Below are 14202 nucleotides of genomic sequence, written 5' to 3'. Positions count from 1 at the left end.
TGTCGTTGGAGGGGCGAGGTTCGCAGGATGCGGGCCGGGTAGGAAGTGGTTCGTGATGAAGGTGACGGCGAAGGCCACCCGTTGTGGCGGCTGGTGGGTGGTGGAGGTCCCGGGAGTCGAGGCGGCTCTCACCCAGGCGCGGCGGCTCGATCAGGTTTCTGCCATGGTGGCGGATGCTGTGCATCTGGTCGAGGATGTGCCGGCCGAGGACGTCGAGGTGGTCCTCGACTACGAGATCGGGGATTCGGCGGCGCTCATGGAGGCCCGAGCGGCCCACTTGCAGGTCGAGTCCGCCGCTCACGCGCAGGAATGTGCAGCGCGGGCCTCGCGGGCCGCGGTGGCGCATCTGCGCCGATCGGGGCTGTCGGTGCGTGATATCGGTGTCATCCTCGAGCTGAGCCCGCAACGGGTCTCTCAGCTCGACCGAGCAGACGCTCGTACTCGATGACAGTGCGAGCGGCGGGTGCATACTCCGGGCCGTGATGTCGGTCTCCGAGTATGGTCCCGGTACTCGTGCTGTCGCTGAGGATTTCGATGTCCGACACCATCAGGATGTTCCTCGCCGGCGACGTGATGACCGGTAGGGGCGTCGACCAGATCCTCCCCTTTCCCGGCGACCCGGAGTTGAGGGAGCGTTGCGTCCGCGATGCCCGCGAGTACGTCGCGTTGGCGGAGAAGCGAAATGGTCCGATCCCCGGCCCCGTCGGGTTCGGGTGGCCGTGGGGTGAGGCGTTGCCGATCCTCGACGCTGCGGAGCCCGAGGCCCGCGTCGTCAATCTCGAAACGACCGTCACCACGTGTGCTCGATTCGCGTCCAAGGGAATCAACTACAGAATGCATCCGTCGAACCTGGGGGTGCTCACCGCTGCGCGGATCGACGTCTGCGTACTGGCGAACAATCACCTACTCGACTTCGGTGCCGATGGTCTCGTGGAGACCCTCGACGTGCTGGCGCGCAACGGCGTGCGGACCGTCGGAGCGGGGCGCACCGTGGCACAGGCGTGGTGTCCCGTGGTCGTGGAGACCGGACGGGGTCGTCGGCTGCTGATCTGGGCCGCAGCACTGCCGTCGAGTGGGGTCTCGTCGCACGGGGCGGCACGCCGGGGTCGGCCGGGTGTCGCGTACCTTCCGGAACCCACGCCCGCCGAGGCAGACCATGTCCTCGACCGGACGCGGCTGATACGGAGGAACACGGACGTGGTGGCGGTCTCTCTGCACTGGGGTTCGAACTGGGGATACGACGTGCCGGACGCGCATGTCGAATTCGCGCATCGACTCGTCGACGGTGGTGTCGATGTTGTCTTCGGGCACTCGTCTCACCACCCGCGGCCGGTCGAGATCTACCGCGGCCACCCGATCTTGTACGGCTGCGGCGACCTGATCAACGACTACGAGGGCATCGGGGGACACGAACGCTTCCGCGACGATCTGCGGCTGCTCTATCTGGTGACGCTCGACGCGCGCACGCACGAACTGCTCGAGCTACGAATGGTGCCGATGAGGTCTCGGCAGATGCAACTGCACCGCGCGTCGAGACGTGACACCGAATGGCTGCGGCGGGTTCTCGACGGGATCAGCCGCGACTTCGGCACCCGCATCGATGTAGGCGACGACGTTCTCGTCGCCCGCGCGAACCACGCGAACTAAAGACCGGCGGGGTACCTTCCGCGGCGCCCGAGTCGAAATCGGGCGCCGCCGAAGAGCGGAATCAGGTTACCGATCAGCGTCGACGCCGCCGCGAATCCAGTGCTGGATCCGCCAGATCACGTTGTACAGATTCCACGGTGCGACGTCGTAGGTATCCCACGGCTGACCGACGTGTGCGGTCCATTCGGGAATCCGCCCACAACAGATCCGGTGATCGAACACGGAATAGAGGGCATTGCAGAATGCAGTACGCATCAGGTTTCTCCTGAGTCGGGGCGGTCCCGGACCGGGACTAGCCTAGGTGCGTTCTGCGCATACGAGCACACTACCGGGCTCCAACGAGAACCTATGGCCCCCACCGCCTAGAATTTCGGGTGCACGGACCCGCAGACGCGGTAATTTCGATCGGCGGAGAGTGGCAATGCAAGTTGGAGCGCTATTCGGCAGATACCGGCTGGACCGTTCGCTGACGGTGGATGTGAGCGGCGAGGTCTGGGCGGCGTTCGACACCGTCATGTTCCGGCAGGTCGTGGTGCGGGTGCTGCCGCCGGATGCTACCGAGGACGACGAATACTGCGATCGGTTCGAACGGGAAGCCGGGATCGCGGCGCAGATCCGGAACCCGCACATAGTGCCGATCCACGACTTCGGGCAGGTCGGAAACCGGCTCTTTCTCGCAACGCCGGTCACCCAGGGCACGAACTTGCGGACGATCCTTCAGTCCACCGGACCGATGGAGGTATCGCGCGCGGTCGGCGTTGTCGAGCAACTGGCGTCGGCGCTGGAGGCCGTGCGCGTGGCCGGGCTGGTCGAGCAGGAAGTGTCGTCGGCGAACGTCGTCGTGCAGGACGGGGGACTGGTCCAGCTCACGGACGTCGGGCTCCCCACGATTCTCGGGGCCGCGTCGGGCGTCTACGGTCTGACCTGCGTGTTGTACGAGTGCCTCACCGGGGAGGTGTTCCCGACCTCGGCGATCCCGACGCCACCGGTCGGCATGGCTGCCGTGATCGCACGCGGAACGGCGGCTGACCCCGCGCGGCGCTATCGGTCGGTGGGCGAACTCGCCGCCGCCGCTCGTGTCGCGGCGCCACCGCAACAGCCTGCCGTCGTGCCCGCTCCTGCGACCCCTCCGATCGACCGGAACCGCCGCCTGATCGTCGCCGGACTTGCGCTCGCCGCGATCGTCGCTGTCGCGATTGTCGGGGGCGTGATCATCGGATCGGGAACGTCATCGCCTCACGTCGCCGTGCCTACGCCGTCGTCGAGCGCGGCAAGGCCGGCATCGCCGTCGTCGTCACCGTCCGCCATGGCGAACCCGACCGCTGCCGAACAGGAGCCGCCGGTCCAAGCACCACCACCGACGGAAACACCGGTTGCGGAGGCTCCCATTCAGGAGGAAGCCATACCGACTCCGGCGCCGCAATCACCACCGGTAGTGCCGGCACCCGCACCCCCTCCGGGAGCATCCGCTCCGCAGGTGCTGCCGTGCTATCCCGGTTACGAGCACACCCCGCCCCCGGACGGCCCGTGCCTCCCACCCGGCTCGCCACCGGCGAATGCCCCGGCACCCGTGCCTGCCCCGGCACCAGCGCCCGCCCCAGCCCCGCAGGTGCTGCCGTGCTATCCCGGTTACCAGCACACCCCGCCCCCGGACGGGCCGTGCTGGGCTCCCGCGGGCCCGTGAAGTCTCACCGAAGATTGTCGGCGGCGATCCAGGTGTCGTAGACCTCGCTGACCGCTGCAGCGATCGCCGGACCGTGCAGTGTCCGCGCGGCTCGTGATTGTTCGATTTGGATTCCGCCGGCAGCGTCGATGGTCAGGCGGTTGACCAGGTTGGATGCGGATTCACCACTATGTCGTTCTCCGCGTTCGGCTACGCGAACACAGATACCGCTTCCGTCGAGTGCCTTCGCGATCGCGTTCCGGACGTCCGACTTGAGCCGCGCGGGAGCGCGGCCGCCGATGAGGACGTCGTTTCCTCGGTAGCCGTGAAACGACAGCGCCCACCGGAATCGTCTCGCCGACAGGGAGCGTAGAAGCGGAAAGCTGTGCACGCTGAGATCAGTCGAGGAAATGTGCCATGCACGATAGGCATTGCCTACCGGTCGCCACCCTTTACACACCCACAGTGTCGAATCGCGTGATCCGAGCGAAGCGACGACCTGTTCAGCTTGCTGATCCGTTCGGGTTTCGATGGCGCCACCGTGCGGTGCCAGGACCACGAGACGGTGATGTCGCCCGTCGTCTTCGAGCCGCTCGATGAACTCACCCCCCATTTCGGCCTCTTCCTCGGTCATCGCGGAGGCGGTGCACCGTCGGTCGAGTGTCACCGTCTGTCCCGGCGCCGCGCCGAGTCGACGACAGCCCCCCGCTGTTATCCGGATGGTGTCGATCTCGTCCACATCGGTATCCGGGAGCAAAGTGAACAGTGCGGTCGTTCCCCCGTGGCTCACGCGAGCCTGCTGACGCGGCTCCGCTCCCATCCGAGTCAACATCCGCGGGTGAATTCCGATACGTTCGGCGGCGGATGCCCTGGTGGAGCGATCGTGACGGACTGCGAGGCGCAACGGCATCGAAATCTGCTGAAACGGACGCTGTTCGAACACCTTTTCAGGTTAGGCTCGAATCCGTTGTGGGTGCGGTCGAAACAAAAAACCGCCACCGATCTCGAGGTGCGAATCCGGTGACTCGATGAGCCCCCTTGTCGGCAGTCCTCGCGCGGCGAAGACTCGAATCCATGAGCAATAAAGCAGTGGTCAGTCTTACCACCGGTCTCGAGGACGCCGAGAAGGTGACGGTTGCGTTTCTGGTCGCGGTCGGCGCGGCAGAACAACAGCGCGAGACGCTGATGTTTCTCACGAAAGAAGCGGTACGGCTGGCGCTCGACGGCACGATTCAGGGCGTGGCCTGCGAAGGTTGTCCGCCGCTTCCCGATCTGGCGGCGCGGTTCGCGACCGCGGGCGGCATCTACATGGTGTGTCCGATCTGCTTCGAGGCCAAGCACCTCGACAAGGACGCGCTGGTATCCAATGCCGAACTCGCCGGGACGGTACCGATGTGGAAGTGGATCGGCGACGAAGGGGCGGTGACCTTCAGCTATTGACCGGCGGAACGACCGGGAACCGGTCCAGTTACACTGCGCGCGAGGGTGATCGAGTCGATTCGATCAGGGATCACGGGGGACAGGACCGGCAGTGACCGACCGCTACGTACTCGTCGACACCGACGCCGGCGTCGACGACGCTCTTGCGCTACTCACCATTGCACAGCACGCCGGAGCCGAAATCGTCGGTGTCGGAACCGTGTTCGGTAACTGCACCGAACGGCAGGCCGCGCGGAACGCCCTCACCGTTCTGTCCGTCGCCGGCATGCGCGACGTTCCGGTGTGCGTCGGACAATCACGCCCCGGGCCACCACCTGCCACCATCTCCCCACACGGACTCGACGGACTCGGGGATCGCGGATATCGGCCGCCACCGGGTGTGGGCCCGGCGCCCGAGTCCGCCGTCGATCAACTGCTCCGCGTCGCGCAGGACCGGCCCGGTGCGGTGGACCTGCTGTGCCTGGGTCCGCTGGCCAACATCGCCGCCGCCGTCACACGCGACCCACGGATCCTGACCCGCTTCCGTTCGGTCACCATCATGGGCGGAATGGGACCCGTCTCCCGCAGAGAGGTCGAGGCCGCGGAACAACCACAATTCCTCGAGAAAGGTGACACCAATACCAACCACGATCCAGTCGCGGCCAGGGTGGTTGCTGCAGCGCCGGGGCAGATTACGTGGGTGGGAATGAGTGTCACCGGCCGGCTCCGATTGGCCTGGGCCGATCTCGTCGCTCGTTCCGCGGTGGGAAAGACGGCGACCTTCGTCCGCGACATCACCGAGGACTATCACCGGTACTGCACCGGCACATATCGCTCCGAGGACCCGATCTACACCGCGCACGATTCCGTCGCGGCCGCCGTGATGCTCGACCCCACGGTTATGCTGTCCGCCACCGACGCCCAACCTCGGGTGTATCACGACGAGGACGGCCGGGCCGCCGTGTGGGGCGTCAGTCCGGTACGGGGGCCGGCGCATCGATTCGTGACCGACCTCGATTACCGTTCGATCGGAGCGCGGATCACCGCCACGCTCGACGCAGATCCTCCCGGATCGGACCCGACCGGCTAGCAGCGCCCGTTCGTCACCTGCCGGTGTTCGACACGGCATCGACGGACCTCATGCGACGGCGTCGAGCAGATGCAGTTCCTCCGCCACGATCAGATCGACCTCTTCGCTGGTCAGTCCGGACAACAGATGTGCCGCCAACATCGCTCTCACCTCCTCATGTGCTCCTACTTATTCGTCGAATCGGCGATCGCGATATCGACAAACCCGGCACACTTTCGGTAGGTGAATTTCGGCTTCGACCGCAGGAACCCGATCTCGTCCGACGTGATGCGGAAATGTCCGCCGACGCGGTTACTTGCCGTCGACCGGAACGGCGTCCGGACCCGGTGCGGAAGGATCGAATGGCGGCGGGTCGGCCGGATCGAATCCGCCCCGCACCGTCGAGCAGGTTGCCCCCGGTTCCGGGTAGGTGTTCGGGTTCTGTCGCAAGGCCGTGAGGAAATCGGAGATCCGCGGATCGGTTACGTCGTCGAGTTTCAGTTGGTGACCCCACGACTGCAGGGACACCGCCGAGTCGAGACCGGGGTACGGCGACATCAGGGTGTACGGTTCGCCCTCGACGTTCGCTGCCAGAGCTGCGATGTCGTCGTCGTCCAGCCGGTCCGGGTCGTAGGTCACCCACACGGCGCCGTGTTCGAGGGAGTGCACGGCGTTCTCGCTACGGATCGCTTCGGGATAGACAATGCCGGTGCAGGTTGCCCAGTACTGGTCGTGGGCACCGCCGAACGGGGGACTCTGGTCGTAGGCCACTTGCTGCGGTGCCTGCACATGGTCGGCGGGCGGATAGTCGACGGTGACGATCCCTTCGATTCCCAGTGACGGGTCGGGATTGTCCGCGCTCGGCGAGAAGTCGCGGGCTTCGCGGCCATCCTCGGCTCCGGAGGTCAGCACGTAGGCGACGACGGCGACCGCTCCCACGACGACCACCACGGCGGCGAGCAGCAGCCAGGGCAGGCGCCGCCGCATTCCCGGGGACGGTCGAGATTTCGGGTCCTCACCGCGGTCGTTCGTCATTGCCGATCCTTCGTCTCACCGGGCGCCCTGACCGCGCATCCCATCTGCGAAGCATGGTAGTAGACCGTGAGGCAACGCCCGGCTCTGTGATGATGCGGCGATCTACCGTCGGGCCATTGCTGCGATACGCAGATCGCGGGTCCGCGCCTGGTGCGCGATCATCAGGATCCGCGCCTTCTCGGCGTCGCCGCTCTGCACGGCGGTCAGGATCTCGCGGTGTTCCGTTTCGATCTGCTGCAGATTGGACGAGGCCTGGGCTTCCTCCGCGTCGTAGACCCGCAACTGAGCGTCGAGCCGGTCCATCAGCTGTGCGATGGTCTGATTGTGGGCCGCGCTGCGCAGCGCGGTGTGCCACTCGTTGTGCAGCGCCAGGCTCGTCGCGGGATCGGGTGATTCGATTGCCTGCTCGAACAACCGGCTCAACCGCGCCAGGTCCAATTCGGTGTGGCGGGTCGCGGCGGAGTAGGCGATCGCGGACTCGAGCGCGATCCGTGCCTCGCAGATCTCGAGCACCTCCTCGGGTGTGCGCTCGCGCACCCGGTACCCTCGCGGCGCCTGGACCACCAGGCCCTCGTATTCGAGCCGCTGCAACGCTTCCCGCACCGGGGTACGGGACAGTCCCAACTCCGCGCCGATGGTCGCCGGGATCAACATCGTCCCGGGCCGGTCGGCGCCGCCGGTGATGCGCTCACGCAGCTGCTTGTACGCCGATGATTCTCTCTCCACCGAGCTCCCCTGTCCGGGCACGAACGCCATGCCACGGAGCAAGCCTTACCAGAGGCGAGCAACCGAAGTAAAGGGTTTGAATCCATGTGTATACAGATGCAGACAGAGATGTGCAGTCATTCGTAAGCTCCTCCGCGTCAGGACAAGGAGAAGCCATGAATATCCACTCAGCGCGGCGAGTTCGCAGCCGAGAATCAGCATCCGCCGGATCGGACGTCGTCGGGAATGACTGAGACGCAACTTGCCGCACCGCGCCCCACCCGGGCAGAACCGACGGGGGAGGATCGCCGTCGGCCGCAACGTGCCGTCACGCGCCGGCGACTTCAACCGTCGGTATTGCTGCCGTGGGTGGTGCCCGTCCTCGTGATCCTCGGCTGGCAGTGGGCGTCCTCGGCCGGGGCGATCTCACCCTCCGTCCTGCCTCCGCCCAGCAAGGTCCTGGCCACGGCAGAGCAGTTGTGGACCGCCGGTGAGTTGCAGAGACACCTGACGGTCAGCCTGCGCCGAATCCTGATCGGGTTCACCCTCGGAGCCTCGATCGGACTCGTACTCGGCTTCGTCGTCGGACTATCGAGAATCGCCGAGGGGCTGGTGGACCGCACCCTGCAGATGTTGCGTGCGCTTCCGCACCTCGCCCTGGTCCCGCTTCTGATCGCGGCGTTCGGTATCGGTGAACTCCCGAAGGTCGTGCTCGTCACGCTGGGGGTGATCTTTCCGGTGTACCTCAACACGGTCGCGGGAATCCGCACCGTCGATCCCAAACTCGTTCAACTCGGCGAATCCTACGGGCTGGGTCGAGGCGCCCGAATTCGCGACATCATCGTTCCCGGAGCCATGCCGATGATTCTCACCGGCATCCGCTACGCACTCGGCGTCGCCTGGTTGACGCTGGTGATCGCCGAGACGATTGCAACCAGTGAGGGCATCGGCTTCCTCGCCCAGAACGGCCGGGACATGCTGCGCAACGACCGCATCGTCCTCGCGATCCTGCTGTACGCCGTCGCCGGCCTGCTCGCCGATCAGATCACCCGGCTGATCGAAGCCCGTGTCCTGCGCTGGAATCCCCACTACCAGGGAGGAAATCGCTGATGCCTGCCACCAACCTCGTCGGCCTCGATCTGGTCGGCATCGGGCACCGATACCGTGACACGACGGTTCTCCACGACATCGACCTGACCGTCGAGCCCGGTGAGTTCGTCTCGTTCCTCGGCCCCAGCGGGGTCGGCAAATCCACGCTTCTGCGAATCATCGCCGGGCTCGAACAACCGACGCACGGCGTCGTCGAATCCACCGGCGGTACCTCGGGCGGAACCATGTCGCGGATGATGTTCCAGGAGGACCGTCTGCTTCCGTGGCGCAACGTCCTGGACAACGTGCAGCTCGGAACTCGGCACCAACGCGAGCGCGCACTCGAGCTACTGTACGATGTAGGCCTGGCCGGGCGTGAAAAAGATTGGCCGTCAGAGCTTTCCGGAGGGCAGCGTCAACGCGTTGCGCTGGCACGGGCGTTGCTGCATCAGCCTGACGTCCTCTTGCTCGACGAGCCGTTCGGCGCCCTGGACGCGATCACCCGCGTGGCGATGCAGCAACTTCTCGAACGCGTCCTCGCCGAGCAGCCGCGGACGGTTCTCTTGGTGACCCACGACGTGGAAGAGGCGCTCGTGCTCTCCGATCGCGTGCTGCTCCTCACCGACCAGGGCATCACCCGCGATCTGAGGATCCCGCACGCCCGACCACGACACCGCGGGGACGCCCAACTCGCGGCCTGGAAGGAGGAGTTGCTCGACGGACTCCTCCAGGCAGACAACGCCCTCTCGTCTCTCTAGCCCCACTTCCCGAGTCCCACTTCCCTGGTCCCATTGGAAAGGCCCTCACCCTCATGTCACCCCGCGTCACTTCACAACTCCGTGCCCTCGATCGGCGAGGATTCCTCAGGGCCGCCGGCGCCGGAGTCCTGGGCTTGTCGGCCCTCTCGCTGACCGGCTGCGGTGCATCGGCATCCGGCGCAGCGGGCGGTCCGCTGACCGAGGTGCGATACGCATTGATCGGCGACGGGAAGGCCGAGCCCGGCACGATCCTGCGCAACAACCTGGGCGGATTCGACCTCGCCAAGGATCTGGGCGTCCCCGTGCAGTGGCCGTCGGGTTTCCCGGCTTCGCTGCCAGTGATGGAGGCCGTCAAATCGGGAAGTGTCGACTTCTCCTTCGCCACTGCCACCGCGGTGATCTACGCCATCGGCGGTGGTGTGCCGATCGTTCCGCTGGTTGCCTATCCACTTCCCGCCAACGAGGTCGACATCCTGGTGCCGCAGGGATCGGACATCACGTCGGGTGCAGATCTGCGAGGGCGCAAAGTCGCGGATCATCGCGGCACCACCGGCACGTACAGCTTGGTGAAGTATCTGGAATCGGTCGGCCTCACGCTCGAAGACATCGAGTACGTCAATCTTCCTGCCGCAGACGCGGAGGCCGCCTTCGCGGAGGGCAAGGTCGACGCGTGGATCAGTTGGCAGCCCACCATCGAGTTGGCCAAGCGGAAACACAATGCGGTCGCTCTTCCCGACGTGAAGACGTACGACTACGCCTTCTTCGTCGCGAGTGAGGACTTCGCATTCAACCACCCGGATGCCGCCGCCACACTCGTCCGGAACGTGCGCGATGCGCAGCGCTGGATCGACGGCAACCCCGAGGTGGCGGTCTCCGCGTTCGCCGAACTGGGTGGTTTCGGGAACAGTGATCTCGAGGAGCAGGTGTATCTCGACCTGGTGAAGGCGAGACGTCTGTCCTATTCCGGTGCAGGCGAATTCACTGCGGTCGATGCGGCGGCGATCAACGGAACCCAGGATCTCGCGGACAACTTCCACGACCTCGGCGTGTACCCGGACCGAGTCGACGTGACAACCTGGTTGCAGGATTCGCGTTTCGACTCGATCAAGTCAGTTATCGCTCAGGCTCTCGCGAAGTAGGTATCACCGCACATGTCTCCCTCTCGTATGCATCTGGCCGCCTTCGTCACCGCGGGCCCCGGTCGGCCCGGCGGCTGGCGGTACCCGGGATCGGTTCCCGGCTGGCTCAGCGCCGGCTACTACCAGAACATCGCGCGCACGCTCGAAGACGCACGTTTCGATCTCGCGTTCTTCGCCGATATCCTCTCGGTGCCCGACCGCTTCGGTGGCAGCACCGATTCCCAGCTACGCAACGGTGCACTCGGCTCGATGCGACTCGACCCACTTCACGTGCTGTCGTCGATGGGTGCGGTCACTTCGCATCTCGGTCTCGCAGCCACGGTCTCCACCACGTACGCGCAACCGTTCACCGTCGCGCGGTCCTTCGCCACCCTGGACCACCTGACCGAGGGACGTGCCGCCTGGAACGTGGTGACCTCCTTCCAGGTGTCGGAAGCGCGGAACTTCAACCGGGACGAACAGTTTCCCCGTGACCAGCGATACGAGCGGGCCGACGAATTCCTCGAGGTCGCAGGGAAGCTCTGGGACAGCTGGGAGGACGACGCTCTCGTCCTCGATACCGAACAGCCGCTGTTCGCCGATCCGGATCGAGTACACCCGATCCGTCACAAGGGTGACTGGTTCACCGTGCAGGGGCCGCTCAATGTCCCCAGGCCTCCGCAGGGCTACCCGGTGGTCATCCAGGCCGGCGCGTCCGCGAAGGGAAAGGACTTCGCCGCACGGTGGTCCGACGTGATCTTCTGCAGTCACGCCTCCCTCGAATCCGCGCAGGACTTCTACAAGGAGATCAAGGAACGGGCCGCCGCTCACGGCCGCGACCCCGAATCTGTGAAGATCCTCCCGTCCATCGCGCCCGTCGTCGGGGCCACGACGGCGATCGCGCAGCAGACATTCGAAGAACTCTTCGACCTGGTACCGCCCCTCGGTGGATTGTCCACACTCGCGTACCACTTGGACGTGGACCTGTCGACGTTCCCACTCGACGAGCGACTCCCCGACGTCGAGGTTCCCGGCGTCGAAGGCCACTACCAGGAGGTCAGGGAGATGACCGAGCGGGAGGGGCTGACGCTGCGCGAGCTCGGGAAGCGCTACGGCGGTCGCGTCGAAGGTGGATTCATCGGCACTGCAACAGAAGTCGCCGACGGACTCGGGGAATGGTTCGGGCAGGGGGCCTGCGACGGGTTCATGGTGCAGGCTCCGTACCAGCCGGGAGGATTCGAGGACTTCACCCGTCACGTGGTTCCCGAGCTGCAGAAGCGAGGACTGTTCCGCAAGGAGTACGAGGGGAGCACTCTGCGCGAGAACCTCGGACTACCCCGAGTGCAGAGCGGGGAGTGGGCCAACCGGGTGCGTCGAGGCGCCGAGGCCGCACTGTGAGTTCCGGCGTCGCGGAAGTGTCCGGGCACACGGTGTCCGGGGTGCCTGGACGATTCATTCTCGATGCCCGCGAGAACCACCTCGTCTCGGATTCGAGGTTCGGCCCGGCCGAGGCAATCCAGGCCGGTGAACTGCTCCTGGCAGCGATCGTTTCGTGCGCAATGGCGAACATCCAGTCCAACGCCGAGGCCGACGACATCCGCGTCGAGCACATCGAGGTCCACGCATCCCATCGGCGGGGTACGGCCGACCCGACTCGCTACGACTTCACCGAAGTGCGCATCGAGATTCACGGGGTGGACCAGCCGACGGCCGACTCACTGGCTGCGAGATTCGAGTCGTCCTGCCCGATCTACAACACCATCAGGCGGGGAAGTGGAATCGAGTTGACCGTCACTGCCCACTCCTAGCCTGCCCGCTTCGATCGCACTTGAGTGCCGCAGAAGGTTCAGAGTGAGGGGCGCGGGCGGGAGATCGCGGTGTCGATCACGGCGACGATGTCGCGCTGTGACACCGTGTCGCCCGCTCCCGCAGTCTGGGCTGCCTCGATCAGATCATCGGTGAGGCTGTCGAACAGCAGCGCCGTGCGAGGGTCGGTTCGGTGGCCGGGATTGTCGAAGGCGTGCAGCGCATCGACCGCGTCGCGGTACCGGCCCAGCCCCTCGGGCGCCGTGCTCACCTGCATCGCTTGCACGTTCATCGTGCTCAGCTCCGAACCAAGCTGTTGGACAGCCGGGCTTCGTTCACTGCTCGACTGGCAGGATCGCAGCGGTACTGGCCGGTGGTGGTGTGCCGGTAGCCTGGGCCGTCCTTGACGACGGCGTGCCCGCAGTAGCGGCATTCGTGACCGGACTGCCCGATGCGGATGGTTTCGATGGTCGGGTACGTGTTGGTGCTCATTGTTCTCGTTCGTCGGTGTGGTCGGTGGTGTCTGTGAAAGTGGGGTTGAACGACTCAGGTGGACTTCGCGGCGCCACTGCCGTGGGCGGCCGCGTCATGCGTATTCGGCGAGGGGTTCGGCCGAACCGACGTGGGAGCGCTCCAGAGCTTCCCAGACGAGGTCGTAGCGCTTGAGGGTCATCTCGTCCGCGTTCGCGAGCAGGGCGTCGAGGAGCGAGTGTGGGTCGTCCTGCCAGGAGTGGAGCGCGGCCGCGACGGTTCTGTTGGTGAACAGACCCGATTGAGCAAGGGCGTGACTCCACTCGTCGAACAGACCGCTGTAGATGCGTTCGACGGCGTCGTGGTCGAATCCCTCGGCGACGAAATCACGCGCGAAGGTTGCCGTGACGTAATCACCGCAGGTAATCGGTTCTGCATTCATCGGTGCGAGCACCCTCCGTCAGTGGCGGCGTCGGACCAACGGGCGACCCCGGTTCGTGAGTATGAGACAGGTCACATCGTCGCCCACTACGGGGAGATGGCGCATCGGCCGAATCACCGGGGGGTATACCTATCTTCTGGTCCTCGCGGCCCTCGTCGGGCGGGGACAATGACCGTTCTTCCTGGTCACGGCCTCTCGACACCGAGCACCAGTTCTCGCTGCTGTCCGATGCCGATGCCGATGCCGAAGCCGATGCGCCGAACCACGGTGCCCGGCTCGCCGCAAGGACCGTACCGGGGTCGCGGTGGCCTTGCTGCTGCGCGCGGCCGGAGTCGAGCCCGACGACATCGTCGCCGCTACGAATCGACGAACCGGCACATCGACATGCCATTCGTCCGCGGAGATTCAGCGACTCACGGCGACTTTCGTCCGGTCGTCGTGCAGCGCATCGGTGATCCTGCTGCACCCGCCCTCGCGGCCGAGCGCCGTCCTGCCCAACAGCACCAACCCCCACGGGCCGATCACCCAGATCGGCCAGGGGTAGATCATCACGCCGGTAGCGAGCGAAACGATGCCCCAGATCGCGATGTTGATTCCTCCGGCGGCGAGCCAGGCGAGCCACTCGATCCGCTGGTGACCCGGGATGCGACGACGCGACGGGTGGGCCGTCGGTGCCCTGGGCGGCGCGAGGGCAACTGCCTGGGGTGCCGACGGAAGATCACGCAACACCTGATGCGCCTGCTGCTGGGTCGTCGACTGGTACACCTGTGCCACCCGCTGGTCGAACTCGCCGATGGTCAGTCGCCCCTCGGTGAGATGCCGTCCGAGTTCTCCGACGACCTGCTCGCGTTCGGAATCGGATATCCGGATGTTGTCCGCGTACTGCATCGGACCCTCCTCAGCGATGACATTCCACTGTGGAATGTCGCTACCACTATGATCGATATGCCACAGTGGAATGTCAACCCCCGACTGCGCGA

Annotated in this window: 19 protein-coding genes; 11 read left to right on the top strand and 8 right to left on the bottom strand. The window is 65.7% G+C overall.

Features of this window, described 5'->3' with window-relative positions:
* The first annotated feature begins 55 nt into the window (after positions 1 to 55).
* Together PSR88_RS01355 and PSR88_RS01350 are read left to right on the top strand one after the other, a co-directional pair.
* Positions 56 to 448 carry a hypothetical protein gene (locus PSR88_RS01355; RefSeq protein ID WP_016881142.1) on the top strand — a complete coding sequence of 131 codons (393 nt, stop codon included), beginning with the start codon at positions 56 to 58 and terminating at the stop codon, positions 446 to 448.
* A gap of 86 nt (positions 449 to 534) precedes the next feature.
* Positions 535 to 1647, top strand: coding sequence for a CapA family protein (locus PSR88_RS01350; RefSeq protein WP_029538484.1), 1113 nt, complete (start codon positions 535 to 537; stop codon positions 1645 to 1647).
* A 66-nt stretch (positions 1648 to 1713) separates the two neighbouring features.
* On the opposite strand, the gene PSR88_RS01345 is transcribed toward PSR88_RS01350, so the two are convergent.
* Positions 1714 to 1902 carry a hypothetical protein gene (locus tag PSR88_RS01345; RefSeq protein WP_009472838.1) on the bottom strand — a complete coding sequence of 63 codons (189 nt, stop codon included), beginning with the start codon at positions 1900 to 1902 and terminating at the stop codon, positions 1714 to 1716.
* Positions 1903 to 2068: 166 nt separating this feature from the next.
* Between PSR88_RS01345 and PSR88_RS01340 the strand changes: the two genes are divergently transcribed.
* Entirely contained in the window at positions 2069 to 3331 is a 1263-nt protein-coding gene (locus tag PSR88_RS01340) for a serine/threonine-protein kinase (protein ID WP_020476757.1), read from the top strand.
* A gap of 4 nt (positions 3332 to 3335) precedes the next feature.
* Here the strand turns inward: PSR88_RS01340 and PSR88_RS01335 are convergent, their stop codons facing one another.
* Entirely contained in the window at positions 3336 to 3923 is a 588-nt protein-coding gene (locus tag PSR88_RS01335) for a poly-gamma-glutamate hydrolase family protein (RefSeq protein WP_237723916.1), read from the bottom strand.
* On the opposite strand from PSR88_RS01335, the gene PSR88_RS01330 reads away from it, so the two are divergent.
* The 3 genes from PSR88_RS01330 to PSR88_RS01320 all read left to right on the top strand — a co-directional run bounded on the left by PSR88_RS01330 (position 3819) and on the right by PSR88_RS01320 (position 5819).
* A complete protein-coding gene (locus tag PSR88_RS01330) occupies positions 3819 to 4334 on the top strand; it encodes a hypothetical protein (protein WP_237723921.1) in 516 nt (171 codons plus the stop codon). The two genes, PSR88_RS01335 and PSR88_RS01330, sit on opposite strands and share 105 nt — an antisense overlap.
* Before the next feature lie 50 nt (positions 4335 to 4384).
* Positions 4385 to 4750 (top strand): peroxiredoxin, encoded by a 366-nt coding sequence (locus PSR88_RS01325; RefSeq protein ID WP_011593566.1) that lies wholly within the window; start codon positions 4385 to 4387, stop codon positions 4748 to 4750.
* Positions 4751 to 4841: 91 nt separating this feature from the next.
* Complete coding sequence (locus PSR88_RS01320) at positions 4842 to 5819, top strand: nucleoside hydrolase (RefSeq protein WP_016881146.1); 978 nt, start codon at positions 4842 to 4844, stop codon at positions 5817 to 5819.
* Between the two features lie 291 nt (positions 5820 to 6110).
* On the opposite strand, the gene PSR88_RS01315 is transcribed toward PSR88_RS01320, so the two are convergent.
* Both PSR88_RS01315 and PSR88_RS01310 read right to left on the bottom strand, forming a co-directional pair.
* The gene (locus tag PSR88_RS01315; RefSeq protein ID WP_016881148.1) at positions 6111 to 6833 is read right to left on the bottom strand and encodes a DUF3105 domain-containing protein; all 723 of its coding nucleotides are present in this window, start codon (positions 6831 to 6833) and stop codon (positions 6111 to 6113) included.
* Positions 6834 to 6935: 102 nt separating this feature from the next.
* On the bottom strand, positions 6936 to 7559 hold the full coding sequence (locus tag PSR88_RS01310; RefSeq protein WP_011593563.1) for a GntR family transcriptional regulator: 624 nt from the start codon (positions 7557 to 7559) through the stop codon (positions 6936 to 6938).
* A gap of 225 nt (positions 7560 to 7784) precedes the next feature.
* Between PSR88_RS01310 and PSR88_RS01305 the strand changes: the two genes are divergently transcribed.
* Genes PSR88_RS01305 through PSR88_RS01285 form a run of 5 tightly spaced genes read left to right on the top strand, consistent with a single transcriptional unit; the run spans position 7785 to position 12311 of the window.
* Positions 7785 to 8648, top strand: coding sequence for an ABC transporter permease (locus PSR88_RS01305; protein ID WP_011593562.1), 864 nt, complete (start codon positions 7785 to 7787; stop codon positions 8646 to 8648).
* Entirely contained in the window at positions 8648 to 9385 is a 738-nt protein-coding gene (locus tag PSR88_RS01300; protein ID WP_011593561.1) for an ABC transporter ATP-binding protein, read from the top strand. The genes PSR88_RS01305 and PSR88_RS01300 overlap by 1 nt, the downstream gene beginning before the upstream one ends.
* 53 nt (positions 9386 to 9438) lie before the next feature.
* Positions 9439 to 10524: an NrtA/SsuA/CpmA family ABC transporter substrate-binding protein gene (locus PSR88_RS01295; protein WP_016881151.1), complete on the top strand. Its 1086-nt coding sequence runs from the start codon at positions 9439 to 9441 to the stop codon at positions 10522 to 10524.
* A 12-nt stretch (positions 10525 to 10536) separates the two neighbouring features.
* The gene (locus PSR88_RS01290) at positions 10537 to 11901 is read left to right on the top strand and encodes an LLM class flavin-dependent oxidoreductase (protein ID WP_029538487.1); all 1365 of its coding nucleotides are present in this window, start codon (positions 10537 to 10539) and stop codon (positions 11899 to 11901) included.
* Positions 11898 to 12311 (top strand): OsmC family protein, encoded by a 414-nt coding sequence (locus tag PSR88_RS01285; protein ID WP_011593558.1) that lies wholly within the window; start codon positions 11898 to 11900, stop codon positions 12309 to 12311. The genes PSR88_RS01290 and PSR88_RS01285 overlap by 4 nt, the downstream gene beginning before the upstream one ends.
* A gap of 38 nt (positions 12312 to 12349) precedes the next feature.
* On the opposite strand, the gene PSR88_RS01280 is transcribed toward PSR88_RS01285, so the two are convergent.
* The 4 genes from PSR88_RS01280 to PSR88_RS01265 form a co-directional block, all read right to left on the bottom strand.
* A complete protein-coding gene (locus PSR88_RS01280) occupies positions 12350 to 12601 on the bottom strand; it encodes a hypothetical protein (protein ID WP_011593557.1) in 252 nt (83 codons plus the stop codon).
* Positions 12602 to 12606: 5 nt separating this feature from the next.
* Positions 12607 to 12801 carry a hypothetical protein gene (locus PSR88_RS01275; RefSeq protein WP_009472825.1) on the bottom strand — a complete coding sequence of 65 codons (195 nt, stop codon included), beginning with the start codon at positions 12799 to 12801 and terminating at the stop codon, positions 12607 to 12609.
* A 94-nt stretch (positions 12802 to 12895) separates the two neighbouring features.
* A complete protein-coding gene (locus PSR88_RS01270; protein ID WP_011593556.1) occupies positions 12896 to 13222 on the bottom strand; it encodes a hypothetical protein in 327 nt (108 codons plus the stop codon).
* 405 nt (positions 13223 to 13627) lie between these two features.
* Positions 13628 to 14110 carry a DUF1707 domain-containing protein gene (locus tag PSR88_RS01265; protein WP_029538488.1) on the bottom strand — a complete coding sequence of 161 codons (483 nt, stop codon included), beginning with the start codon at positions 14108 to 14110 and terminating at the stop codon, positions 13628 to 13630.
* Between the last annotated feature and the right edge of the window lie 92 nt (positions 14111 to 14202).

The sequence above is a fragment of the Rhodococcus sp. DK176 genome (assembly GCF_038447315.2).
GTDB lineage: Bacteria > Actinomycetota > Actinomycetes > Mycobacteriales > Mycobacteriaceae > Rhodococcus_F > Rhodococcus_F jostii_A.
This window is presented reverse-complemented; position numbering and strand designations above follow the sequence as displayed.